Below are 24,071 nucleotides of genomic sequence, written 5' to 3'. Positions count from 1 at the left end.
CCGACACCACCCAGCCACCCCAACCGGCCTTCAGAATCCCTTCCCCCACACCACCCGTCCCTGCCGCGGTAAAACGGAGCCAGTCCACATCACCCGGCACCCACTGAGGCGTCGCGGACCCACACATACGACACAAGAACCACTTTTGTGGAAGAGTGCCGTTGTTGAGCGCTCAAGCAGGGCACAAAAGTACAAAAGTGCCCGCTCGGGCGGTGGGCGGGTGGCGGTGGAAGGCCGGAGCGGGTAAACCGGGTCGGTGGGGGGACGTACCGCGGCACCCCTGATGAGAGATCATGGCCTGATGGTGAGTAAGCGCAAGACAGTGGCGGACGCTGGTATGGACCACTCACCGGGGACGTTCGCCGGCCACGACGAGCGCGTTGCGTCCTTGCGCGCGCAGCTCGCGGCGATCGGGCCGGACGAGCCGGTGCGGCTGGCGAAACGGACATCCAACCTGTTCCGTACGCGGCCCGCGACGACGACGCCGAAGCTGGACGTGTCGGGGTTCGCGCACGTCCTCCACGTCGACGCCGAGGCCCGCACCGCGGACGTCGAGGGCATGGTGACCTACGAGCGGCTCGTGGACGCGACGCTCGAACACGGGATGATGCCGCTGGTCGTACCGCAACTCAAGACCATCACCCTGGGCGGCGCGGTCACCGGGCTGGGCATCGAGTCGTCGTCGTTCCGCAACGGCATGCCGCACGAGTCGGTGCTGGAGATCGAGGTACTGACCGGAGACGGCCGGGTCGTCGTGGCCACCCCGGACAACGAGCACGCCGACCTGTTCCACGGCTTCCCGAACTCCTACGGCACCCTCGGCTACGCCCTGCGGCTGCGTATCCAGCTGGAGCCGGTCAAGCCGTACGTCCGCCTGCAGCACGTCCGCCACCACGACCCGGCCGAGTACTTCGCGGACCTCGGCGAGATGTGCCGGGCGCGCACCCGCGACGGGCTGTCGGTCGACTTCGTCGACGGCACGGTGTTCGGCCCGGACGAGATGTACCTCACCTTGGGCACGTTCGTCGACGAGGTGCCCGGCACCAGCGACTACACCTGGCTCGACATCTACTACCGCTCGATCCAGCGCCGCGAGGTCGACCACCTCAGCACGCGGGACTATCTGTGGCGCTGGGACACGGACTGGTTCTGGTGCTCGCGGGCACTCGGCGTCCAGCACCGGCTGCCGCGGTTCCTGCTCGGCCGGAAGCGCCTGCGTTCCGAGGTGTACTGGAAGGTCGTGGCGCTGGAGCGGAAGTTCAACGTCGCCGCGTCGCTGCTGCGGCTGCGCGGGCTGCCGCCGGAGGAAACGATCGTCCAGGACATCGAGGTGCCGCTGGAAAACGCGGGGAAGTTCCTCGAGTTCTTCCACCGCGAGATCCCGATCAGCCCGATCTGGATCTGCCCGCTGAAACAGCGCTCCGACGCCGTCAGCTGGCCACTCTACGAGCTGGACCCGGCCACGCTGTACGTCAACTTCGGGTTCTGGTCGGCGGTGCCGCTCGATCCCGGTGAGGCGGACGGCACGCACAACCGGATGATCGAAACCACCGTGTCGGAGCTCGGTGGCCGCAAGTCGCTCTATTCCGAGAGCTTCTACGAAGAAGATGCCTTCTGGCAGCTGTACAACGGCGAGACCTACCACACGTTGAAGAAGAACTACGACGCGAACTCGCGCCTGCTAGACCTCTACGACAAGTGCGTCCGGGGACGTTGAGCAGAACCGCAACCGCACGAGGAGCGAGAATTACATGAGCACGTCAGCACTTCCGGTCGCGCAGGTCTTCGCGCGGGTACTCGGGCCGCACAACCAGCTGTCGATTTCGGCCTACGACGGCAGCACCAGCGGCCCGGCGGACGCCGAGGTCGGCATCGAAGTCCGTTCGCCGCTCGCGTTGAGCTACCTGCTTTCGTCTCCGGGCGACCTCGGCATGGCCCGGGCGTTCGTCAGCGGGCACCTGGTCGTCACCGGGGACCTGTACACCGCGCTGCGCGCGCTCGTGTCCCAAGTGGATGAGCTGAGCGCCCGCGACCGAGTGTGGCTGTTGCGCGAACTCGGCCCCCGCCACCTGCGCCGCGTGCCGTTGCCGCCGGAGGAGCTGCCGAGCCGGTTGAGGCGCACTGTCCACGGGCTGAACCACTCCAAAGCCCGTGACAGCAACGCCATCGCGAGCCACTACGACGTTTCGAACCGCTTCTACGAGCTGGTGCTCGGCCCGTCGATGGCGTACACCTGCGCGGTTTTCGATGACGCGGATACGACGTTGGAAGAAGCGCAGGCGCACAAGTTCGACCTCGTGTGCCGCAAGCTCGACCTGAAGCCGGGTATGCGGCTGCTCGACGTCGGCTGCGGGTGGGGCGGCATGGTCAAGCACGCGACCGAGCACTACGGCGTCGAGGCGCTAGGAGTCACGCTGTCGCGGGAGCAGGCGTTGTGGGCGCAGAAGGACCTCGCAGCCGCCGGTCTCACCGACAAGGCCGAGGTGCGCTACACCGACTACCGCGACGTCACCGAGACGGACTTCGACGCGGTGTCGTCGATCGGCCTCACCGAGCACATCGGCGCCAGCAACCTGCCGGCGTACTTCCGTTTCCTGGCTTCGAAAGTCAAACCGTACGGGCGCCTGCTGAACCACTGCGTGACCAACCCGAACACCCGGGTGCCGCACCGGTCGCGGGGGTTCATCGACCGGTACGTCTTCCCGGACGGCGAGCTCGAAGCCATGGGCGAGATCGTTTCGGCCATGCAGGACAACGGGTTCGAGGTCCGGCACGCGGAGAACCTGCGCGAGCACTACGCGACGACGTTGGCCGGCTGGGGCGCGAACCTCGAGGCGAACTGGGACGAGGCGATCGCCGAAGCCGGTGAGAACCGCGGCCGGGTGTGGGCGCTGTACATGGCCGCCTGCCGGCTGGCGTTCGAGCGCCACGAACTCGAGCTCAGCCAGGTCCTCGGTGTCCGCACCGACTCCGGCGGCCTCTCGAACATGCCCCTGCGCCCGGATTGGGGCGTCTGATCCTCAAGACCGCAACTCGCCGTCGAGTTGCGGTAGTTGCAGACCGCAACGATCGCAACTCGACGGCGAGTTGCTAGCCCAGGTCCTTGGCGAGGTCGTCGAGGACCTGCATGGCGCCGAGTGGCCGAGCCCGAGGAACCAGACCTCGTTGTCGCGTCGGTGAGCAGGCCGGCGCTGGTGACCGACATCAACTCCGGGGACACCGCCGCTCCGGCCTGGTCATCGGGGTATTGGGCAGGACGCCACAGGGTTTCCCAGCTCAGGCGGACTTAGGTGAGCCTAACCTACCTTGTTGAGAGTTCGCAAGGTTCGCGCGAGGGTGCCGTCGGGGTTCCCTCGGGGCCCACACCACGGTCCACTGTGTACTCGGGCGGGGGAATTGGCCCACGGGGCAGACTGCGGCGGTTTCAGGGTTTCCCTGGTTTCCGCGCGTGTACGGTACCCGGCAAGGGGACCGTCGATGGCTATTCATTCCAGGAGGTGGCGGTGAACACCGCCGGGCCGAGTTCGAGTGTGCGCCCGACCGACCCCCGGAACCCGGACTTCGGGCCGAACGTGTCGGTGTTCGACCCGTCGACGCCGAAAGCCGTTGTCCAGGACCGACTCGACACGATTTTCGCCGAGCAGGAGACGAACCAGTTCGGTGAGCAGCGGTACGCCGTGTTGTTCAAACCGGGCAGCTACACCGCCGATGCCAACCTCGGTTTCTACACGCAGGTCGCGGGCCTCGGCCGGTCACCCGATGACGTCGAAATCAACGGGCACGTCCGGGTCGAAGCCGACTGGCTGCAGCAGGGCGCGGACCCGCGCCGCCGGGGCAACGCCACGCAGAACTTCTGGCGTGGCGCGGAAAACATGTCGGTTACGCCACCTCCTGGCGAGGTCGAGCGGTGGGCCGTTTCCCAGGCGGCGCCCTACCGCCGGATGCACCTGCGCGGCAGGCTCCAGCTGTGGAACGGCGGCGACGGCTGGGCCAGCGGCGGGATGATCGCCGACAGCGTGCTCGACGGCCTGGTGGAATCCGGTTCCCAGCAGCAGTTCATGACCCGCAACAGCCGGATCGGCGGCTGGTCGGGTTCGGTGTGGAACATGGTCTACGTCGGCACTGCCGGAGCTCCCGCACAGACCTTCCCGAACCCGCCGAACACGAACGTCGCCCGGACGCCGGTGGTTCGCGAGAAACCGTTCCTCCACGTCGACGGCACCGGCAGCTACCACGTGTTCGTGCCCGGCGTGCGGGAGAACTCCGTCGGTCCGGACTGGCTCGACGGCACTCCGGTGGGTCAGTCCATTTCGCTCAGCCGGTTCTTCGTCGCGAAGCCCGAAGACTCCGTGGTGACGATCAACGCCGCGTTGCGCCAGGGCAAGAACCTCCTGTTCACGCCGGGTATCTACCACCTGGACGAGACCGTCAGCGTGGCTCGGCCCGGCACCGTCGTGCTCGGCCTTGGCCTGGCCACCCTGGTCCCGGAAAACGGGATCATCGCCCTGTCGGTCGCCGACGTCGACGGCGTCAGCGTCGCCGGTCTGCTCATCGACGCGGGCCCGGTCGAATCACCGGTGCTGATGGAGATCGGTCAGCCGGGTTCGTCGGCCCGTCACGCCGGCGACCCGACGTCGATCCACGACGTGTTCTTCCGTATCGGCGGGGCCGGGGTCGGCAAAGCCACCCGGAGCCTGGTCGTCAACAGCTCGAACGTGATCGGCGACCACCTGTGGCTCTGGCGGGCGGATCACGGCACCGGCGTCGGCTGGACCGAGAACACCGCGGCCAACGGCCTGGTGGTCAACGGCGACGACGTCACCATGTACGGCCTGTTCGTCGAGCATTTCCAGCAGTACGACACGATCTGGAACGGCGACGGCGGCCGGACGTACTTCTACCAGAATGAGATGCCCTACGACCCGCCCAACCAGGCGGCGTGGAGCAGCCGCCCCGGCACGCATGGCTGGGCGTCGTACAAGGTCGCAGACTCGGTGACCAGCCACGAAGCATGGGGCGTGGGGAGCTACAGCTACTTCAACTGCAACCCCGCGACGATCGCCACCCGCGCTTTCGAGGTCCCGGACACCCCCGGTGTGAACGTCCACGGCCTCGTCACCGTTGCGCTCGGTGGCTTCGGCACGATCACCCACGTCATCAACAACACCGGTGGCCGGTCCGACGCCGCGAACCATGTCAGCTACCTGGCGAACTACCCGTGAAGGTGGCCACCGCTCGTGAGCGTTCCGGCCGCCTAGAACCGGCCGGAACGCTCACGAGTCCCACTCGGGCCGGGAGGAGCCCCGCGGCACGAGCACCGTCCGGTAGCGGCCGGGGGTGGCCGACATGCGGACCTGCTCGGTGACGCCCTGGTACGTCCCGAGCGGTGTGTCCGCGGTGAACGTCTCCGGGTCGTGGTAGGCGTGCAGTTCGTTGCTTCCGGCTGTTTCGGTGGCGTAAGCCTTGTCGAACACGCCGAGACTGAGGATCCACAGCGCGGCCCTGGTCAGCGAGACGTGGACGCGGTAGCTGCCGCCGTCGGTGGCGCGCCGGGCGAGTGCCTCGGTGATGCCCGCGGCCAGCAGCCACGACACGATGTAGTCGTTCACCACCAGGATCGGCGGCAAGGCCGGGGTCTCGCCGTCGCCTTCGAGGTACATCATGCCGGTGAGGCTGCCCGCCGTCTGGTCGAAGCCGACCCTGTCCGCCCACGGCCCGCGCGGTCCGTTGAGCGACGCCGTCGCGTGGATGATCCCGGGGCGTGCGAACGCTGCCTGCTCGGCTGACAGCCCGATCTTGTCGAGGTAACCGGGGCGCCGGTTGGCGTAGAAGACGTCCGCGCCGGCGAGCAGTCCTTGGATCTGTGCGGCGCCGTCCGCCGAGTACGGGTCGACTACGGACGATCGGACGCCGACATTGGCCGTGGCGTAGGTGTTGTCGTGCTCGAGCTCGTCGGGTCGCCAGAGGTTGAGCACGTCGGCGCCGTGCAACGCGAGCGCCCGGCCCGTCCCGGCGCCGGCGATGACGTGGCCCATCCCGAGCGCCCGCACGCCGGACAGCGGGTCCTCGACATCGGCGTCCAGCGGTTCCGGCGCGCTGTCGCCGATCTTGGTGATCTCGATGAGCGGCAGGTCGGCTAGCACGTCGCGGTACTGCGGCTCGGAGAGCAGCTCGGCCGTCGTGCGCAGCATCGGCATGACGACACCGGCTTCGGCGGCGGCCTCTTCGAGTTCGTGTCCCTTCCACCGGGCGATCGCCGCGGCGACACGCTCCTGGTCGTCGGGGGTGTCCAGCAGCTTCTCGGCCGCGATTTTCAGCTTCGGGTACGGGTTGAGCGGCATGACCCACTTGTCGTCGGCCGTGCGGTAGAACAGGAAACCCAGCGCCGGGCTGGGGTTCGCCGCGGACAGGGGCGGGTGGCCGTTGATCAGCTCCCACCGGCGGTCGTAGAACGGGCACAGCCGGTGCGGCGTGGCGCGCAGGTCGACCGAGATGTCCTGGCCCTCGCCGCCGCGCAGGCGCCACAGCTTGGCCATCGCCGCGGACTTCGCGACCAGCGCGATCGCCGAGGCCGCGCCGAGCCGCAACGTGCTGGGCACCACCGGGTCCGCGCCGAGGAAAGTGATCTCGCCGCCGGTGTCCGCCGGGCTCATCCCGATGCCGGCCAACACTTCGGCGAGCGCCGCGTGCGGGTCGTAGTCGTCGCTGGTCGCGGGGTGCGAGACGGCGTCCGCCACCCGGTCCGTGAGCGCCATCACGCGCCTCCTGCCTGCTCGGATCTTCGGCCCCCAGTGTACGGAACAGTGATCTTGCTGCAGGACGATCGAGGGGTCACCAAAGGTCCCTCAGGGCCACCCCTGTGGCTTTGAACGCCACGGGGGTGGCCCCGAGGGGTCCGTGAACGTGACGTCAGGAGATCGGCTTGTCCACGACGCCTTTGAGGTGGCTGAAGGTGTCGATGGAGTACTTCCCGTGGTAGCGCCCGAGTCCGCTCTCGCCGACCCCGCCGAACGGCAGTTCCGACGCGGTCAGGTGCGCGACCGGGATGCCGAACGACAACGCGCCCGACGACGTCTCGTTGAGCAGCCGCGCCTTGGTCTCGTCCGACTCCGTGAAGGCGTACAGCGCGAGGGGCTTGTCGCGGGCCGTGATGAAAGCGATGGCCGCGTCGACGTCCGGCACGGAGATGATCGGCAGGATCGGGCCGAAGATCTCGGCGGCCATGATCGCTGACTCCGGGTCGACGTCGGCGAGCACGGTCGGCGCGATGTAGCGGGCGTCGCGGTCGGTCTCGCCGCCGACGACCGTGCGGCCGTTGTCCAGCAAGCCGGCGAGGCGGTCGAAGTGGCGAGTGGCGATGATGCGGCCGTAGTTGGGGCTCTGCGCCGGGTCGTCGCCGTAGAGCGCGCGGACGGTCGCGGCCAGGTACGGCTCGATTTCCTTGGCGGTGTCGCCGATCGCGAGGATGTAGTCCGGCGCGACGCAGGTCTGGCCGGCGTTCATGAACTTGCCCCACACGATGCGCTGCGCGGTGGCCGCGAGGTCGACGCCGGGCTCGACGACGACGGGGCTCTTGCCGCCGAGTTCGAGCGCGACGGGCGTCAGGTGCTTCGCGGCGGCCGTCATCACGATGCGGCCGACGACGCCGTTGCCGGTGTAGAAGATGTGGTCGAACTTCTGCTCCAGGAGCGCCGTGGTCTCCGGGATCGCGCCTTCGACGACGGCGTACGCGTCGGTGTCGAGGTACTGCGGGAGGAGTTCGGCGATGGCCGTGGAGACCGACGGCGCGAGCTCGCTGGGCTTGACGACGGCGCAGTTGCCGGCCGCGATCGTACCGACCAGCGGCGCGATCGCGAGGTGCAGCGGGTAGTTCCACGGACCGACGACGAGCGACACGCCCAGTGGCTCGCGGACGACCTTGCCCGTGGCCGGCAGCATGGACGCGGGCAGCGACTTCTCTTCCGGCGCCAGCCAGGCTTCGAGGTTCTCCAGCGTGTCGTCGATTTCGTTGGTGATGAACGCGACCTCGGTGCGTTCGGCCTCGGTGGCGTTCTTGTTGAGGTCGGTGTGCAGTGCCTTGAGGAAGACCTCGTCCTGTTCCACCAGCATCGCGCGGAGCGCTTGGAGCTGCCCGCGGCGCCAGGAGATCGGCTTGGTGCGTCCGGAGTTGAAGGTGGCGCGGAGGCGGGAGACGACTTGCTCGGCGTCCGTCGCGGTGTCGGTGGTCATGATCCGAGCATAGCAAAACGAAAAAGTTTCGTTTCGTCTAAACTGCCGATGTGACTGAAGACATCCGCCCGACCGGGTTCGACCGGGACTCCGGGAAAGACCGTGCCCTGCTCGAGGCCACGGTCGCCGTGCTGCGGGAAAAAGGGTACGGCGGCCTGACCACCGCGGAGGTCGCGAAGCGCGCCGGAGTGTCGACGGCGACCCTGTACCGGCGCTGGCGGTCGAAGGAAGATCTGGTGGTCGGGACGGCCGCGAGATGGGCGTACGACCTCGAACCCGCCAAGGACACGGGGTCGCTACGCGGCGATCTCGACGCTCTCCTGCGGGACAAGCTCGCGACGTTGACGGGTCTCGGCGGCCACCTGATCCGCGCGCTGATGGGGGAGGCCGCGCACAACCGCGCGCTGGGTCATGCGCTCAACACGGTGTTCATCCAGCCGCTGGAATCCCGCCTTTCGACCATCGTCGACTGGGCGGTCGAACGACGTGAGATTCCCACTATCGAGAATCTCGGTCCGGTCGTCGACCTCGTTGTCGGCTCCGCGGTCAGCGCCGCCTTCTTCACCAACCGCGCCGACCCCGCCGCCACCGATCTGCTCCCACTCCTCCTCCGAGCCCTGGGTGCGTGACGGGACGTGAAGGCCACCTTCACTACCGATAGGTAAATGAAGGTGGCCTTCACGTCCGACTGCGTTACTTGCCGCTGGTGTAGAGGGTGGTGACGTCGGTGTCGGTCAGGGCTCGGTCGTAGACGTGGACCTGGTCGATCGCGCCGTTGACGTAGTCGACGGGCTGGCTGCCGTACTGGGCGCGGCCGATCACGGTGTGCCCGGTCGACGGGCCGCCGAGGCAGGCGGGCTTCGCCGAGGCGAGCTGCCCGTCGACGTACAGCTTGAGCTGCCCGCTCGCCGCGTCGCGGACGCCGACGAGGTGGTACCACTGGCCCGCGACCGGCGCGGTGGGCGCGAGCGCCCGCGTGCCGACGAAGCTGAACGCGAACCGGTGGTCGGCGCCGGAGTACTGCAGGAAGAACGCGCTGTTGGCGCCGCCGTCCTGGCTGAGGACCGTCTGGAACGCATCGCCGACGTTGTTCAGCTTCACCCACGCGGCGACGCTGTAGCTCCCGGTGGTGTCCAACAAGGACGCTCCGGTGTCGGCGAACTGCCCGGAACCGTTGGCCGACAACGCCGAGCCGGACTTCCCGGCCGTCCACCCCGCGCCACCGGTCAGCGTCGCGGGGTGCGCGCCTACGCCGTCAGCGGCCGTGGTGCCCTGGTTCTCGTCGAATGCGTAGGAGTCGATGCCGTCCAGCCCTGGCGTCCCCGGCGGGATGACCGGTGGCGTGGCGATGGTGCCCGACGCCGCGATCAGCGCCTGGTTGGCCTTCCGCACGGTCGGGCCGTCCATCTTCAGCTGCCGGCGGTCGTAGGTGTAGAAGCCGTTGATCTCCTGCTCGACGTCGGTGGTCTGCGTGTAAACCCCCGCGGACACCCCGCATTGCCGCTCTGCCAGCAAAAGCCGCTGCTGCAGCTCGGCGTACCGCGCGGTCAACGTCGCGCTGTCCGGCTCCATCTCGTACGCGAAGCTGTGTGTCGGATCGAACTCGTGCCCGGCAGTGTGCAAACCGAGCCCGCCGTACTCGCCGTCCACGGCGGCACGGGTGTCCGACGGCGAAGGGCTGCCCGGTCCGGTATACGTGTGGTCGTCGAAGATGTCGCCGCGCCCACTGTCCGGTTCGGACGAACAGCAGTTCACCCCGCTTTCGGCATCGACAAGTCGACTCGGATCCCAGGCCTTGACCTGGTCGGCGATCCGGCCGACGTCGTAGTCGCCCCAGCCTTCGTTGAACGGCACCCAGTTGATGATCGAGGTGAAGCTCTTGTGCTGGTCGATCATCCGGTGCAGTTCGGACTCGAAGTTCGTCCGCGCCGCGGCGGTCGGTTGCCCGGCGTTCTCCGGCCAGTCGGTCTTCATCGCCGGCATGTCCTGCCAGACCAGCAGGCCCAGCTTGTCGGCGTCGTAGTACCACCGGTCCGGCTCGACCTTGATGTGCTTCCGGACCATGGTGAAGCCGAGCGCCTTTTCCTGCTGCAGGTCGAACTTCAGTGCCGCGTCGGTCGGCGCGGTGTAGATGCCGTCCGGCCAGAAGCCCTGGTCCAGCGGGCCGACCTGCATGACGAACTTGCCGTTGAGCAGCATGCGGGTCTTGCCGTCGGCCGTCTTGCCGGTGCTGATGGACCGCATGCCGAAGTACGAGCCCACGCTATCCACCGGCCGGCCGTGATCGACGATCCGCACCTTCAGGTCGTAGAGATGCGGGTCGTCCGGTGACCACAGGTGCGCGTGCGGCACCGGCAGGCTGAGCGGGGTGTTGGCCTTCCCCGTGGCACGCCCGACGACGCGGTTTCCTTCGTACGCAACGGCTTCGACGGTCTGATGCGGCCTGACACCGCTCGCGTTCACGGTCAGCGCGAGCGAGTTCGTGGCGAGGTTCGGGGTCATGTCGAGCCGGTCGACGTGGGCCGGTGCGGTCGGTTCCATCCACACCGTCTGCCAGATACCGGAGCTCGGCGTGTAGAAGATGCCGTTGCCCGGCGCGCGCTGCTTGCCCAGCGGCTGGGTGCCGGCGTCGTTCGGGTCGGCCACCCCGACCACGATCTCCTGCGGGCCGCCGCCCTTCAGTGCGTCGGTGACGTCGACGGAGAACGCGTCGTAGCCGCCGGTGTGGTGCGTGACCAGCTTGCCGTTGACATACACAGTGGCGTCCCAGTCCACGGCCTGGAAGTGCAGCTGCAGCCGTTGCCCATGGCCGATGCTCCAGTCGCGTGGGACGGTGAAGGTGCGCCGGTAGAACATCTGTGTCTCGTGCCGCATGATCCCGGACAGCGCCGACTCGACCGGGTAAGGCACGAGGATGCGCTCGGGGAGGTTCGCGCCGATCGGCGGTGCCTGCCCGGCGGTGGCCGAGCCGAACTGCCAGACGCCGTTGAGGTTCTGCCACTCCTCCCGAGTCAGCTGTGGACGCGGATACTCCGGCAGGGCGTTGTCCGGCGAGACCTGGCTGGTCCACGGTGTCGACAGCGGCGGGGTGAGCCGGTGCCAAGCCGGTTGCGGGGAAGCGTTGGCGGGGGACACGCTGATCACGGCCAGCGCGGTACTGACGACGGCGCCGAGCAAGACCCAGCGTCTGGATTTCCGAAGCATCACAACACCTTTCTCAGATGAAGCGCCAGAGGTGATCGGGGGTGCCGTTGTCCGTCCACTGGGTGACCTGCGCGCCGTCGGCCAGCGACTGCTGGTCCACGGAAAGGACCTTGCCGCTGAGGACGTTCACGATCTTCGACCAGCCGCCGCCGGCGTCGACGATCTGCCAGACGTGGGCGGGTGTCCCGTTGTCCTTGAATTGCTGGACGTGGGCGCCGTCGACCAGGCTCTGGTCGTGCACGGCGAGGACCTTGCCGCTGTTGCGGTTGGCGATCCGGACCGTGCCGCCGCCGTTGTCGATCAGCGTCCAGACGTGGTCGGCGGTGCCGTTGTCGGTCCACTGCGTGACTTCGGTGATGTCCGCCAGCGACATGCCCGACACCGCGAGCACCTTGTTCGAGTGCTGGTTCTGGATGCGCATCCACCGCGTCGTGCTCGGCGCGGCTGGCACCATCAGGGCGAACGCGCCGCCCATCACCGGCCGCGCCGCGAACCCGCGTTGCGTGCCGTCGGCGACGACGTACCAGTCCGAGAACGGAACCCGTTGCGGGGAAGCGTTCGCGTAACTGTAGACACCTTCGACGAGGGTGTTCCGGATGTTCGGCTGGTCGGTGAGCCACGCTGCCGTCCACAGCTCCCAGTCGGCCTTGGTGTAGTTGTTGCGCGGATCGAGCAGGACGCCGTGGGCGCCCGAGTTCGCCTGGTACCAAGCGGCTTCCTGCGACGCGACCCCGGTCGGGACGAGGTCTAGCCCGAGCAGCCGGTCGGAAAAGCCGTTGTACTTCAAGCTCCACGAGCCGTCGTCGTCATAGGCGAGCTTGAGGTGCTTGCCCGACGAGTCTTGCCCGAGGCTCACCCACTGGCTGATGTAACTGCGCGAGACCGTCGCGTAGTGGTTCGCGTCGGCGGCGTTCCCGGCCGCGGTGGCGATGACGCCCATCGCGCCGACGCCGATGATCCCCTTCAGCGCGAGGTTGGCGCTGTGCGCGATGAACCCGGTGAAGTCGTCGGTCTGGTTCTGCAGGCCGGGGTCGAGCGCGTTGCCGACGAGGTACTCGGCCCACTGGTGCAGCATCGGGTAGTGCGTGGTGGCGAACGACCGCGCGTCGGCCGCCGGGAGCCGTTGGATCACCGCGGCGGCCATGATGAGCATGTTCGCCGACTCCTCGACGGGCATGTCCTCTTCTTTGCCGTCGTTGTGTCCGGTCGCGTTGGGGTAGCTCGAGCCGAGGTCGTGTTCGGCGAACTTGTTCGCCGCCGGCCAGCCGCCGTGCTCGGCGTAGTCGAGCACCGGTTCGAGCAGGAGCCGCAGGTAGGCCGGGGAAAGGTAGAGGTACGCGGGGAACGCCGGATAGGTGACGTCCACAGTGGACACATTGCCGTCCGACGAGATCTCCTTGAGGAACGCCCACGGCGAGCCGTTGCGGTCGGCCAGTTCGGTGCCGCCGACGGCTTGCCGCAGCGCCAGTGCGCACACCGCCGCGTAGTGTTCGCCGGTCGTGCCGCCGCCGGCCACCCGGACGGCGTCGTCGTGCACGCGCTGATCGAGCGCCACGGCTGAAGCCAGCGCGGCGCTGTAGTCGGCGTCGAACCAGTCGACCATGTCGTTCTGCGCGCCCCAATAGCGCGTCCACCAGGGCTTGAGCTGGGTGCCGAGGTAGCTCACCGCGGGCGTGCGGACGTGCCCGAGTGTCACGGTGAAGGCAGCCGACGACGTGCCGGGCGCGACCGTGCCGAGGTTCCGGTTGAGCCCGAGCACCGGCCAGCGGTCGTTGATCGCGCGCGGCTGCGCGGTGTCGGACGTCCCGTTGAGCGCGCCCTGCCCGGCCGATGCCGAGCGGACGACGGTGTCCTGCCCGATCTGCCAGGTCAGGCCGCTGCTGGGCGCCGCGACGACAAGTGATCCCCAGGATGCCTGGTCGCGATTCTCCTGCAGCACCCCGGGGTTGGCCGGCTGGCAGGTCAGGACCGTCATCCCGGCCGTCTGTGACTTCGACCAGGTGATCGGGGTGGTGCTGTCGCCGTGGACCCATTCGCCGGACGCGTCGAAGTGGATGTCGACGGTGTGACTCTTGCCGTCACCGCCGGCGGCCTGCACGGTGACGTAGCTCAGCGGGACGCTCTGACGCTGCAGATTGCCGAGGTCGACGGGGGAGAAGAACGTGACGGTCAGGGTGACCCCGCCGCCCGACAGCGTGTAGATCGATCGTGTCGCGGTGAGCTGCAGCGAGGTCTGGCTCATCATGCTCAACGCGGGGCCGCCGGGCAGCGCCGGGCTGCCGGCGAAGACGTACGGCGTGCCGTCGATCCGCGCGATCCCGCACAGCGCGGCGGTTTTGCCGGTCCAGAACGTGGGCCAGGAGCCGGGCAGCGTGTCGTCCGCGAGCCACGTCGACAGGTATGGCGATCGGACGGCCAGCGGGGTCGCGGGTGGTCTGATCGGACTGAACGTCGTTGCTGCTGCCGTCGGGCTCGTTGCGGCAGAAGCGATTCCGGTAGGGAACCAGGCCGTGCCGGCCGCGACGGCGGTGGCGATCCCGGTCCAGCGCAGCAGATCCCTGCGCGACAGTGCTGAATGTGCTGGGGCTGAACCTTCTGGGGAGGGGGAGGGAGAGCGGTGCATCGAGTGGTCCTTCCAAGGGTCTAAGCCGTGGGGAGCGAACCGATCGTGAGCAGGATGTTGGCGTAGTGGGCCTGGTCGCCGGTGGCGATGGTGGCTGCCAGGTCCGTGCTGCGGCAGGCGTCGTAGAAATCCTTGCGTGGCAAAGAGTCCATCGGGACGTCCGCGCCGAGATACCGCCGGTAGAGTGTCTCGACCGGACAGGATGAGCCGTCGTCCGGCGCCATCAGCGCGGCCGACTCGATCGGGCTGGCATCCACAATGGACTCCAGCACCTGTTCGACGGTCAGCAGTCCCGGCCGCAGGTTCAGGTGGATGACGCGGGCGAGCGAGTTCGTGTTGGTGTGGTGGGCGTAGTTGCCGTCCGCGATCAGGATCCGGCTGCCGTGGCCGGATTCGGCGAGCACGGTCAGCAGGTCAGGATGGATGAGCGGGTAACGCAGCATCGCGGACTCCCCAAGGCTAGATGGTTCAGTGACGGGGTCGGGCGCGGGCCAGTGACCGCTGGATGATCACCACGACCAGTAGGAAGGTGCCGCTGACCACGGACTGGTAGTTGCTGTCGAGGGTGCCGATCTGGTTGATGATGTTCTGGATGACGTTGCGCAGCAGCACGCCGATGACCGTGCCGAGCACCGTGCCGGCGCCACCGACCAGCAGCGTCCCGCCGATCACGACCACCGAGATGGCGTCGAGTTCGGTGCCGACACCGATCACGGTGACCCCGGACTGCAGGTACGCGGCGGTCATCGCGCCGGAGAACCCGGCCAGCAGCCCGCTGAGGGTGTAGACCATGACCTTGGTCCGAGCCACCGGTAGGCCCATCAGCAGCGCGGACGATTCGGAGCCGCCGGTCGCGAACACCGACTGACCGAACCGCGTCTGTCGCAAAAGGACACCGCCGAGCGCGCACAGGATCAGCGCGAGGTACACCGGATAGCCGATGCCCAGGAAGGTTCCGCGGCCGATTTGCAGGAACGCCGCGTTGCCGCTGATCTTGTACGTCGTCGAGCCTTCGTGGGTGATGGCGAGCAGCAGTCCGCGGGCGAACAGCAGCGACGCCAGTGTGACGATGAACGGCGCCATGCCGGTGCGCGCCACGAGCAGACCGTTGATCAGCCCGATCGCGCCGCACACGACCAGTGGCAACAGAAGTGCGACGAAGAACCCCCACTGCGAGCCGTATGCCGCGAGCACGCCGCCGAGCGCGTAGACCGAGCCGACGGACAGGTCGATGCCGCCGGTGATGATCACGAACGTCATTCCGAGCGCGATCACGGCCAGGAACGAGCTCTGCAACGCCAGATCGCGCAGGTTGTCGCCGGTCCCGAACTTCGGGTACGACAGCCACGCGACGATCACCACGAGCACCAGCACGATCGCCGCGCCCTGCCGCTGGAGCAGGCCGGTCATGAGTTCGCGGCGGGTCCGTGCGGCCAGCGCGGGCTCTGCCGGGTCTTCGGTAACAGGAGTCTGGACGGTCACCGGCTGCTCCTGTCACGTGCGGTGTAGACGGCGACGACGATGATCGCCGCCTGGACCATCTGGGCGGTCGAATCGGGGAGGTCGTGCTTGATCAGCGTGGCGTTGACGAGCTGCATGAGCACCGCGCCCATCACCGTCCCGAGGACGCGGACGCGCCCGCCGGTCAGCGGGGTCCCGCCGACCACGACCGCGGTGATCGCGGACAGTTCCATCAACAGGCCGACATCGGCCGGGTCGCTGGCGCCGAGCCGCGCTGTCGCGAGCACTCCGGCGACACCGGCGAGCACCCCGCACAACGCGTAGACGCCGACCAGCACGCGTTTGACCGGCAGCCCGGCCAACGTGCTGGCGGACCGGTTTCCGCCGATCGCGACCAGCCGGCGGCCGAACGTCGTGCGGCGCACGAGCAGCCCGACCAGCACCGCCAGCACCGCCGCGACCAGCACGCTGATCGGAATGCCGACGATGTCTCCGGTGCCCAGCGAAAGGAAGTCCGCGTCCCGGACCTCGACGAGCCGGCCGTGCGCGATCACCAGCGCCAGCCCTCGTCCGCCGACCAGTAACGCCAGTGTCGCGACGATCGGTTGGATGCCCACGTACGCGACCAGGAAGCCGTTGAACAGCCCGGCCGCGAGCCCGGCGATCAGCGCGACGACGATCGACGCGACGACGCCGTAACCGAGGTACAGCGGGATAAGTGCCGCTGACAACGACATCACCGCACCGACCGACAGGTCAACGCCTTCGGTACCGATCACCAGCGCCATACCCAACGCCACGATGCAGACCGGCGCGGCCTGGAGCAGCTGGGTGCGGAAGTTCGCCGCGGACAGGAAGTTCTTGGTGAACAGGAGATTGAACACGAGCAGCACGACGACGGCGAGATAGACGCCATACGCCTGAAGCCACGCTGACATGCGAAATGGCTTCGCACTCGCAGCGACGGCAGTGTCCATGGCAGTGTCAGTAGCGGTGTCAGACACCTTGGTTTCCTTCCGCGATCGCGGAGAGCACGTTGCCCTCGGTGACCTCGTCGCCGACGAGTTCGGAGACGACCGCGCCGTCGCGCAACACGATCAGCCGGTCGGCGCCGTCGATGAGCTCGTCCATCTCCGAGGAGATCAGCAGCACGCCGAGCCCTTCGGAGGCGAGTTCGTCGATCAGCGACTGGACTTCGGCCTTCGCGCCGACGTCGATGCCGCGTGTCGGCTCGTCCAGCAGCAGGACCTTCGGCTGCATGCACAGCCAGCGGGCGAGCAGCACCTTCTGCTGGTTCCCGCCGGACAGCTCGGAAACCAGCTGGTCGGGGCTCGACGCCTTGATGCGCAACCGTTTCATGAACGTGTCGACGACCTTGTCCTGCTTGGCGCGGCTCACCAGACCGAAGCGGGACAGTCTGGGCAACGCCGCGAGCACGATGTTCTCGCGCACCGAGAGGTTGCCGATGATGCCGTCGGCCTTGCGGTCCTCCGAAAGCATGCTGATCCCGGCCCGCATCGCCGCCGGGACGCTGCCCGCGCGGACCGTCTTGCCGGCCAGCACGATCGTGCCGCCGTCGAGCGGCAGCGAACCCGCGATGGCACGCGCCGTTTCACTGCGGCCCGAACCGAGCAGCCCGGCCAGCCCGACGACCTCGCCGGGGCGGACGGTGACCGACACCCCGGACAGGCGATGCGGGCTGGACAGGTTTTCCGCCTGGAGCAACGGTTCTTTCCCGGCGTGGCTGTCGGCGCCGAAGCTGGTCGCGCCGTGACGTCGGATGTCTCCGACGTCACGGCCGAGCATGAGCGACACCAGCTCGATGCGGCTGAGCCCGGCGAGCTCGCCGGTATGGACCAGTTTCCCGTCCCGCAGCACGGTTACGCGGTCCGCGATGCGGTAGAGCTCGTCCATCCGGTGACTGACGTAGACCACCGCGATGCCCTCGCCGCGCAGTCGTCCGATGACCGCGAGCAGCGTCTCCACTTCACGGGGCTCGAGCGACGACGTCGGCTCGTCCATGATCACCACCCGCGCGTCGACCGAAACCGCGCGCGCCAGCGCGACCATCTGCTGCGCGCCGACGCCGAGGCTGCCGAGCGGACGCCGGACGTCGCCGATGATGCCGTAGCCCTTGAGGAGCTCGGCCGCCATCTTGTTCAGCTTGGGCCAGTCGATCAGGCCGAACCGCGTGCGCGGCTCGCGGCCGAGGTAGACGTTGCCGGCGATGCTGCGCAGTGGGATGAGGTTGACCTCCTGGTAGATCGTGGAGATCCCCGCCTGCTGAGCCTGGATCGGCGTGGCGAAGGTGACCTGCGCACCCCTGCACCGCAGCTCACCGCCGTCCGGCTGGTGGACCCCGGTCAGTACCTTGATCAGGGTCGACTTGCCGGCCCCGTTCTCTCCGACGAGCGCGTGCACCTCGCCGGGGAGGACCGAGAACGCCACGCCGTCAAGGGCTTTGACGCCGAGGAACTCCTTCGAGACTCCGACGACCTCCAGTACCGATTCCAGCACCGATTCCATTGACGTGCTCCCCTTGCCGACGCCGGTCAGAACGAGTTGCCGACCTTCTGGGCCGCGTTCGTCTCGTCGTACTGGTCGTCGGTGATGATCACCTTGGCCGGCACGGACTTGCCGTCCTCGAAGTCCTGCAGCGCCTGGAAGGCGAGGTTGCCGAAGCGGGGGTTCGACTCGATGACGGCGTTGTAGCTGCCGTCGACGATGAGCTGCACCGCGTTGTGCGTGCCGTCGACCGAAACGACCTTGATGTCCTTGCCCGGGTTCTTGCCCGCGGCCTTCAGCGCGTTGACCGCGCCGATGCCCATTTCGTCGTTCTCGGCGTACACCGCGGTGATGTCGGGGTGGCTCTGGATGAGCTGCTCCATCACCGACTGGCCCTTGGACCGGTCGAAGGCACCGGTTTGCTCGGCGATGACGGACAGCCCCTTCGCGGTGGCGAGTTGGTCCTTGAAGCCCGCCGTCCGGTCGGTGGTGACGTTGTTGCCGGACGAGCCGAGCAGCACGGCGACCTTGCCGGTGCCACCGGTCACGCGGATCATCTCGTCCGCCGCGCGCTTGCCCTGCTCGACGAAGTTCGAGCCGATGAACGTCAGGTAGTCCGTGCAGACCGGCGAGCTGACCTGCCGGTCGATGGTGACGACCGGGACCTTCTTCGCTTTCGCGGCGTCGAACGCGGGCTGGAGGCCGTCGGAGTTCAGCGGCGCGACGATGAGCAGTTGCGCGCCCTTGTCGAGCATCGACTTGATGTCGCTGATCTGCTTGTTGAGGTCGCTCTGCGCGTTGGTGGTCAGCAGGTGGGCAGCAGGGATGCCCAGCTTCGCGGCCTGGTCCTTGATCGACTGCGTCTCGGTGATGCGGAACGGGTTGTCCTCTTTTTCGGACTGGGAGAACCCGATGACCGCGGTCTTCAGGTCGACCTTCGGGTAGCCGGTCTGCGTCAGCGTGCAGCCGGGACCGGCCGCGGCCTGCGACGGAGCGGCGGACGCGGCCGGCCCGCCGCTGCTGCTCGGGGCGGCGCCGCTGTTTTCGCTCTTCGCGCAGCCCCCGAGCGCGACGGTGGAGGCCATGGCGGCCAGCAGCACGGTGACTTGCGCTCGGCGGCGACGCAGGGGGTGGGTTGAGACGAACATGGCTGCTCCTTGGATCTGCGCGGGTGGGGAGAGGATCCACGGTGACCCGGGTCACCTGCTGGGAATGTTTTTACATCGTTGATACAACGTTGTAAAGACATCGGATGCCTGGTTACACTCACGGCGCGCACTCAGTCGGCTAAGGGATGCCCGCCGAAGGGACGCTCTCGAAGGGACGCTCTCGAAGGGACACTGCCGATGGTCGCCACGCTCAAGGACGTCGCCACGTTGGCCGGGGTCTCGGTGAAGACGGTGTCCAACGTCGTCAACGGCTACGCTTTCGTGAAGCCGGAAAACCGCCGTCGCGTGGAGGAAGCGCTCACTGCCACGGGTTATCGGCCCAATGTCGGCGCGCGGAACCTTCGCCGCGGTCGCACCGGTTTCATCGCGCTGATGGTCCCCGAGCTGAGCATCCCGTACTTCGGTGAGCTCGCCGGGCTCGTCATCACCGCGGCGCAGAAGCAGGACTGGAGTGTGCTCATCGAGCAGACCCAGGGAACGCGCGACCGCGAGCGCCGCACGCTGGCGTCGCTCGGTCCGCACATGGTCGACGGCGCGATCGTGAGCCCTGAAGCGCTCGAAGCGGAGGACTTCGCCGGCGTCACTGGGGGAGTGCCGCTTGTCATGCTCGGTGAACACGCCGTCGACGTGCCGCTGGACCACGTCGCGATCGACAACGTCCTGGCCGCGCGAACGGCTGTCGGGCACCTGACCGGGCTGGGCCGCCGCCGGATCGCGGCCATCGGGCAGAACCCGCACCGCGGGACGGCGGCGTTGCGGCTGGAGGGCTACCGATCTGCGCTGGCCGAGGCGGGCCTCCCGCAGCCGGACGAACTCGTCGCGCCCGCGTTGAACTACCACCGGCGCGACGGCGCCGAGGCGATGGCGCATCTGCTGAGCCTCCCGGAACCGCCCGACGCGGTCTTCTGCTTCAACGACCTGCTTGCCATCGGTGCGCTGCGGGCGGCCGCGGAACGGGGTTTCCGGGTGCCGGCGGACATCGCGATCGTCGGCTTCGACAACACCGAGGAGAGCGCGTACAGCCTGCCGTCGCTGACCACGATCGCGCCGGACAAGACCGCCATCGCGCAGACGGCCGTGGACCTGATCCGTCGTCGCTCCGAGCCCGGCGAGCCGTTCGAACGGCAGGACGTCCAGACGCCGTTCTCGCTCGAGATCCGGGAAAGCACCGGCACCTGAGGTTGTCACTAAGCTGTCCCGATGGAGACCGAAGGCCATGACCCGCAGGCCTGCGACAGCGCGCTGGCACGCGCGTTCGGGTTCCTCGGGAAGCGCTGGAACGGCATCCTGCTGGCGACGTTGCTCAACGGGTCGGCGGGCTTCTCCGAGCTGAGGCGCGCCGTGGCGGGCATCAGTGACTCGGTGCTTTCGGAGCGTCTCAGCGGTTTGGTCAAGGCCGGTCTGGTGCAGCGCTCAGTCGACGCCGGTCCGCCCATCGCCGTGTCCTACGCGCTGACTTCGCGCGGTGCCGCGCTGCTTCCCGCGCTCCGCGAGCTGACAACCTGGGCCCAGAACAACCTGCCCACTTAGCCGCTGGTGGAGACTCGTGAGTGTTCCGGCCGGTGAGAACCGGCCGGAACACTCACGAGTCCTGGGCGTTCCGTCAGCTCGAAATCCCGACCAGGTCGCCCTTGCCGAATTCGACGCCCTTGCGTTCCTTGCCCACCGCGGTGAGCACGATGACCGCCAGCAGCACCGGGCCGATCGTCCACACCAGCGCGAACGAGTAGCTGTGATGTTCGGCGAGCGACTGCTGGATCGGCAGGTTCAACGATGCCAGCAGGTTCCCCAACTGGTAGGTGACCCCGGGGTAGAACCCGCGGACCTCGTCCGGCGACATTTCGCTCAGGTGCGCGGGAATCACGCCCCAGGCGCCTTGGACCACGAGCTGCATCAGGAACGAGCCGAGGACGAGCAGGCCGGTGCCGTGGTCGACGGCGAAGATCGGGATGACCGGCAATCCGAGCACCGCGGCGAAGATGATCGTGTGCCGGCGGCCCAACCTCTCCGACAACGTGCCGAACGTCAGCCCGCCGATGATCGCGCCGACGTTGTAGATCACCGCGACCCAGGTTGCCGTGGACGCCGAGAGCCCCGCACCGCCGTGTTCGGTCGCTTTGAGGAACGTCGGGTACACGTCCTGGGTGCCGTGGCTCATCCAGTTGAACGCGGTCATCAGCGCGATCAGGTAGAGGAAGCGCCGGATCACCTTCGGCCGGAACAGCACGTCCTTGATCGAGGTGCGGCTCGCGCGCATCTTCGCCTGCGCGGCCTCCCAGACCTCGGACTCCTTGACCCGCGAGCGGATCAGCAAGCTGAGCAGTGCCGGGAGGATGCTCAGCGCGAAGATCCAGCGCCAGTTGAGGTCGAACGCGGAGTGGAACAGCAGGTACGCGAGCGCGGCGAGCAGATAGCCGAACGCGTAGCCCTCCTGCAGGAGTCCGGAGAAGAACCCTCGGCGGGAGACCGGGATCTTCTCCATCGCCAGCGCCGCGCCGAGGCCCCATTCGCCGCCCATCCCGATGCCGTAGATGAAGCGCAGGATCAGCAGCACGGTGAAGTTCGGCGCGAACGCGCAGAGCAGCCCGGCGGTCGAATACAGCACGACGTCGACCATCAGCGGGATCCGGCGGCCGACGCGGTCCGCCCACAGCCCGAACACCAGTGCGCCGACCGGCCGCATGACCAGCGTCGCCGTCGTGATGAACGCGAGCTGGGTTGTCGTGGCGCCGAACGACTTGTCCTTGGCGATGTCGGCGATGATGAAGACGACGATGAAGTAGTCGAACGAGTCCATCGTCCAGCCGAGCACGGCCGCGAGGAACGAGTTCCGCTGGTCAGAAGTCAGACGTTGCTTCTGCTTGCCCGAAGCGGCCGATTTATCCACAAAGGTCCCTTTCTTCGGATTCGCGAAAGCCTCCGGGGAAGGGTTTACACCCAACAACAGTAGTTGGGCAAAGAGCCGCGCGGGGTGCTACAACGGATCATGTCGTTGCCCCAGGACTCCCACGTCCACACCGAGTGGTCGTGGGATGCCATGCGCGGTTCGATGACAGCGTCGTGCGCGCGGGCGGTCGAGATCGGGCTGCCGTCGCTCGCGTTCACCGAGCACGCCGACCTCACCCCGTGGACGATCCAGCCCGACCACGTCCAGTACCTGCCCGAGCATTTCCAGGTCCTTTTGCGGCCCGACGGCCTGTTCGAAGCCCCGGCCATGAACGTCGACGGCTACCTGGAGTGCGTCGAGGAGTGCCGCGAGCGGTATCCGGGCCTGCGCATCCTGTCCGGGGTCGAGCTGAGCGAGCCGCACTGGCACGCAGACCGGGCCGACGCGCTGCTGCGGTCGACGGCGTTCGACCGGATCCTCGGTTCGGTGCACACGATCAGGAACGAAGACGGCAACCACCTGGCCGACCTGCTGACCGGGCGGTGGCCGTTCGAGCGGGTCATCCGCGAGTACCTGGCCGAGGTGCTGGAGCTGGTCGAGTCCTCGAGCGAGTTCGAAGTCCTGGCGCACATCGACTACCCCGCGCGCCACTGGCCGGATCCCGTCACGCCGTACGCACCCGAGGCGTTCGAGGACGAGTTCAGGACGGTCCTGCGCGCGCTGGCCCGCAGCGGACGTGCGCTGGAGATCAACACCAAGGTCCCGCTGCGCGCCGAAGTTGTCCGCTGGTGGCATGAAGCCGGAGGAGACGCGGTGAGCTTCGGCAGCGACGCCCACGACCCGGTCGACATCGCCCGCGGCTTCGCCGAAGCGGCCGCAATGGCCGAGTACCACGGTTTCCACCCCGGCCGCGACCCGCACGACCTCTGGCGGCGGCACCTGTGACGGGCGTTCAGATCTTGGCGACGGCCAGCCTCAGTTCCGCGCAGGTCTGCGCCGTGCCGGGGAAGACCGCGACCATGCCGGTCATCGCTTTGGCGGCGCGGGAGTCGAGGACGCAGGCGATCAGCGGCGGCGCGATGCGGGGCTGCCCGTCGGGAATCCACTGGTAGACGTCGTCAGTCCAGGCGCTCCGGCAGATCTCCATGGCGCCGCTGGCCGCGTCGCCGTCGGAGATGCCGAACAGGACGTGCTGGTTAGTCGCGACGCTGCCGATGTCGGCTGTCCGGTAGCAGTACGCGCCGCTGCGGTCGGTGGGGGCGGCGTAGCGGATTCCGTGGGCAGGGGTGGTCAGCGCGGCGGAGTGCGACATCGCGGCGATGATCCCGCCCACGGCAAGCACCACTGCTGCCGCCGCGCCGCCCAGTGCCAGCTTCGATCGACGTCGGACAGCGCGAGCGCCGACGGCCTCGATGGCTTCGAAGTCGAGCGTGACCGGCGGCTCGTCGACGCCTAGTGCCCGCTCGAACAGCTCATGTTCGGTCATCGCAGCTTCAGCCCCTCGGTCGTCACAACGGATTCGCCCAGCAGGGACCTCAGCGTGTCCAGGCCTCGTGCGCTCTGGGACTTGACAGTGCCTTCGCTGACTTTCAGCGTCGACGCCGTCTGCGACACCGAAAGATCGCAGTAGAAGCGAAGCACCAGCACTGCTCGCTGGCGCGGAGCGAGGTGGTCCAGCGCGCTTCGGACGTCGAAGCCGTCTTCGCCAGGCGGCGCGCTCGCCCGCTCCGGGGGCGACGTGAGCACTTCGGCCCGGCGATGCGGGCGCCGCGCTTCGTCGATGGCCAGCCGTGAGATGACCTTGCGGGCATACGCGTCGACGCCTTCGAGGTCGATGCGGTGCCAGTGCTTGTACAGGCGCACCAGCGCGACCTGGACGAGGTCCTCGGCCACGGCCCAGTCCCCGCACATCAGGAACGCCGTCCGCCGCCACGGCACCGTCCGCTCACGCGCTGTCTGGGCGAAAGCCCGTCGATCTGCCACCGTGCACCCC

Annotated in this window: 19 protein-coding genes; 7 read left to right on the top strand and 12 right to left on the bottom strand. The window is 68.0% G+C overall.

Annotated features, from left to right (window positions below):
* Positions 1–337: 337 nt before the first annotated feature.
* The 3 genes from JWQ81_RS27660 (at position 338) to JWQ81_RS27650 (ending at position 5,222) form a co-directional block, all read left to right on the top strand.
* Entirely contained in the window at positions 338–1,717 is a 1,380-nt protein-coding gene (locus tag JWQ81_RS27660) for an FAD-binding oxidoreductase (protein ID WP_297546049.1), read from the top strand.
* 34 nt (positions 1,718–1,751) lie between these two features.
* A complete protein-coding gene (locus JWQ81_RS27655; protein ID WP_297546045.1) occupies positions 1,752–3,017 on the top strand; it encodes a class I SAM-dependent methyltransferase in 1,266 nt (421 codons plus the stop codon).
* A gap of 486 nt (positions 3,018–3,503) precedes the next feature.
* Positions 3,504–5,222, top strand: coding sequence for a sialidase (locus JWQ81_RS27650; RefSeq protein WP_297546043.1), 1,719 nt, complete (start codon positions 3,504–3,506; stop codon positions 5,220–5,222).
* 51 nt (positions 5,223–5,273) lie between these two features.
* On the opposite strand, the gene JWQ81_RS27645 is transcribed toward JWQ81_RS27650, so the two are convergent.
* Both JWQ81_RS27645 and JWQ81_RS27640 read right to left on the bottom strand, forming a co-directional pair.
* Entirely contained in the window at positions 5,274–6,755 is a 1,482-nt protein-coding gene (locus JWQ81_RS27645) for a CoA transferase (RefSeq protein ID WP_297546042.1), read from the bottom strand.
* A gap of 154 nt (positions 6,756–6,909) precedes the next feature.
* Entirely contained in the window at positions 6,910–8,229 is a 1,320-nt protein-coding gene (locus JWQ81_RS27640; RefSeq protein WP_297546041.1) for an aldehyde dehydrogenase family protein, read from the bottom strand.
* A 50-nt stretch (positions 8,230–8,279) separates the two neighbouring features.
* Between JWQ81_RS27640 and JWQ81_RS27635 the strand changes: the two genes are divergently transcribed.
* A complete protein-coding gene (locus JWQ81_RS27635; protein WP_297546040.1) occupies positions 8,280–8,858 on the top strand; it encodes a TetR/AcrR family transcriptional regulator in 579 nt (192 codons plus the stop codon).
* 64 nt (positions 8,859–8,922) lie between these two features.
* Here the strand turns inward: JWQ81_RS27635 and JWQ81_RS27630 are convergent, their stop codons facing one another.
* From JWQ81_RS27630 to JWQ81_RS27600, 7 genes are all read right to left on the bottom strand, one after another.
* Entirely contained in the window at positions 8,923–11,433 is a 2,511-nt protein-coding gene (locus JWQ81_RS27630; protein WP_297546038.1) for a LamG-like jellyroll fold domain-containing protein, read from the bottom strand.
* A gap of 13 nt (positions 11,434–11,446) precedes the next feature.
* Positions 11,447–14,056, bottom strand: a complete 2,610-nt coding sequence (locus JWQ81_RS27625) for a DUF5127 domain-containing protein (protein WP_297546036.1) — start codon at positions 14,054–14,056, stop codon at positions 11,447–11,449.
* 20 nt (positions 14,057–14,076) lie between these two features.
* Positions 14,077–14,499 carry an RbsD/FucU family protein gene (locus JWQ81_RS27620; RefSeq protein WP_297546035.1) on the bottom strand — a complete coding sequence of 141 codons (423 nt, stop codon included), beginning with the start codon at positions 14,497–14,499 and terminating at the stop codon, positions 14,077–14,079.
* Positions 14,500–14,524: 25 nt separating this feature from the next.
* A complete protein-coding gene (locus JWQ81_RS27615; protein WP_297546047.1) occupies positions 14,525–15,466 on the bottom strand; it encodes an ABC transporter permease in 942 nt (313 codons plus the stop codon).
* Positions 15,467–15,534: 68 nt separating this feature from the next.
* Positions 15,535–16,455, bottom strand: a complete 921-nt coding sequence (locus tag JWQ81_RS27610) for an ABC transporter permease (RefSeq protein WP_297546033.1) — start codon at positions 16,453–16,455, stop codon at positions 15,535–15,537.
* Positions 16,456–16,513: 58 nt separating this feature from the next.
* Positions 16,514–18,043, bottom strand: a complete 1,530-nt coding sequence (locus tag JWQ81_RS27605) for a sugar ABC transporter ATP-binding protein (RefSeq protein ID WP_297546031.1) — start codon at positions 18,041–18,043, stop codon at positions 16,514–16,516.
* Positions 18,044–18,069: 26 nt separating this feature from the next.
* A complete protein-coding gene (locus tag JWQ81_RS27600) occupies positions 18,070–19,107 on the bottom strand; it encodes an ABC transporter substrate-binding protein (RefSeq protein ID WP_297546046.1) in 1,038 nt (345 codons plus the stop codon).
* Between the two features lie 261 nt (positions 19,108–19,368).
* Between JWQ81_RS27600 and JWQ81_RS27595 the strand changes: the two genes are divergently transcribed.
* Both JWQ81_RS27595 and JWQ81_RS27590 read left to right on the top strand, forming a co-directional pair.
* Positions 19,369–20,370 (top strand): LacI family DNA-binding transcriptional regulator, encoded by a 1,002-nt coding sequence (locus tag JWQ81_RS27595; protein ID WP_297546029.1) that lies wholly within the window; start codon positions 19,369–19,371, stop codon positions 20,368–20,370.
* Between the two features lie 21 nt (positions 20,371–20,391).
* Positions 20,392–20,721 (top strand): helix-turn-helix domain-containing protein, encoded by a 330-nt coding sequence (locus tag JWQ81_RS27590; protein ID WP_297546027.1) that lies wholly within the window; start codon positions 20,392–20,394, stop codon positions 20,719–20,721.
* 73 nt (positions 20,722–20,794) lie between these two features.
* Here JWQ81_RS27590 and JWQ81_RS27585 read toward each other — a convergent pair whose 3' ends face one another.
* Entirely contained in the window at positions 20,795–21,988 is a 1,194-nt protein-coding gene (locus JWQ81_RS27585; RefSeq protein WP_366942342.1) for an MFS transporter, read from the bottom strand.
* A gap of 189 nt (positions 21,989–22,177) precedes the next feature.
* On the opposite strand from JWQ81_RS27585, the gene JWQ81_RS27580 reads away from it, so the two are divergent.
* A complete protein-coding gene (locus tag JWQ81_RS27580) occupies positions 22,178–23,023 on the top strand; it encodes a PHP domain-containing protein (protein ID WP_297546023.1) in 846 nt (281 codons plus the stop codon).
* Between the two features lie 7 nt (positions 23,024–23,030).
* On the opposite strand, the gene JWQ81_RS27575 is transcribed toward JWQ81_RS27580, so the two are convergent.
* Both JWQ81_RS27575 and JWQ81_RS27570 read right to left on the bottom strand, forming a co-directional pair.
* A complete protein-coding gene (locus JWQ81_RS27575) occupies positions 23,031–23,564 on the bottom strand; it encodes a hypothetical protein (RefSeq protein ID WP_297546021.1) in 534 nt (177 codons plus the stop codon).
* Positions 23,561–24,061 carry a SigE family RNA polymerase sigma factor gene (locus tag JWQ81_RS27570; RefSeq protein ID WP_297546019.1) on the bottom strand — a complete coding sequence of 167 codons (501 nt, stop codon included), beginning with the start codon at positions 24,059–24,061 and terminating at the stop codon, positions 23,561–23,563. Before JWQ81_RS27570 ends, JWQ81_RS27575 begins: the two co-directional genes overlap by 4 nt.
* Positions 24,062–24,071: the final 10 nt, after the last annotated feature.

The organism is Amycolatopsis sp., assembly GCF_025464955.1.
In the GTDB taxonomy this organism is placed as follows: Bacteria; Actinomycetota; Actinomycetes; order Mycobacteriales; family Pseudonocardiaceae; genus Amycolatopsis.
This window is presented reverse-complemented; position numbering and strand designations above follow the sequence as displayed.

What these genes read in the sequence shown, in the direction of transcription:
- JWQ81_RS27660 (WP_297546049.1), top strand. Translation starts at nt 338, where the DNA reads ATGGACCACTCACCGGGGACGTTCGCCGGCCACGACGAGCGCGTTGCG.
- JWQ81_RS27655 (WP_297546045.1), top strand. Translation starts at nt 1,752, where the DNA reads ATGAGCACGTCAGCACTTCCGGTCGCGCAGGTCTTCGCGCGGGTACTC.
- JWQ81_RS27645 (WP_297546042.1), bottom strand. Translation starts at nt 6,755, where the DNA reads ATGGCGCTCACGGACCGGGTGGCGGACGCCGTCTCGCACCCCGCGACC.
- JWQ81_RS27640 (WP_297546041.1), bottom strand. Translation starts at nt 8,229, where the DNA reads ATGACCACCGACACCGCGACGGACGCCGAGCAAGTCGTCTCCCGCCTC.
- JWQ81_RS27630 (WP_297546038.1), bottom strand. Translation starts at nt 11,433, where the DNA reads ATGCTTCGGAAATCCAGACGCTGGGTCTTGCTCGGCGCCGTCGTCAGT.
- JWQ81_RS27625 (WP_297546036.1), bottom strand. Translation starts at nt 14,056, where the DNA reads ATGCACCGCTCTCCCTCCCCCTCCCCAGAAGGTTCAGCCCCAGCACAT.
- JWQ81_RS27620 (WP_297546035.1), bottom strand. Translation starts at nt 14,499, where the DNA reads ATGCTGCGTTACCCGCTCATCCATCCTGACCTGCTGACCGTGCTCGCC.
- JWQ81_RS27615 (WP_297546047.1), bottom strand. Translation starts at nt 15,466, where the DNA reads ATGACCGGCCTGCTCCAGCGGCAGGGCGCGGCGATCGTGCTGGTGCTC.
- JWQ81_RS27610 (WP_297546033.1), bottom strand. Translation starts at nt 16,455, where the DNA reads ATGTCAGCGTGGCTTCAGGCGTATGGCGTCTATCTCGCCGTCGTCGTG.
- JWQ81_RS27605 (WP_297546031.1), bottom strand. Translation starts at nt 18,043, where the DNA reads ATGGAATCGGTGCTGGAATCGGTACTGGAGGTCGTCGGAGTCTCGAAG.
- JWQ81_RS27600 (WP_297546046.1), bottom strand. Translation starts at nt 19,107, where the DNA reads ATGGCCTCCACCGTCGCGCTCGGGGGCTGCGCGAAGAGCGAAAACAGC.
- JWQ81_RS27595 (WP_297546029.1), top strand. Translation starts at nt 19,369, where the DNA reads ATGGTCGCCACGCTCAAGGACGTCGCCACGTTGGCCGGGGTCTCGGTG.
- JWQ81_RS27590 (WP_297546027.1), top strand. Translation starts at nt 20,392, where the DNA reads ATGGAGACCGAAGGCCATGACCCGCAGGCCTGCGACAGCGCGCTGGCA.
- JWQ81_RS27585 (WP_366942342.1), bottom strand. Translation starts at nt 21,988, where the DNA reads ATGGACTCGTTCGACTACTTCATCGTCGTCTTCATCATCGCCGACATC.
- JWQ81_RS27580 (WP_297546023.1), top strand. Translation starts at nt 22,178, where the DNA reads ATGTCGTTGCCCCAGGACTCCCACGTCCACACCGAGTGGTCGTGGGAT.
- JWQ81_RS27575 (WP_297546021.1), bottom strand. Translation starts at nt 23,564, where the DNA reads ATGACCGAACATGAGCTGTTCGAGCGGGCACTAGGCGTCGACGAGCCG.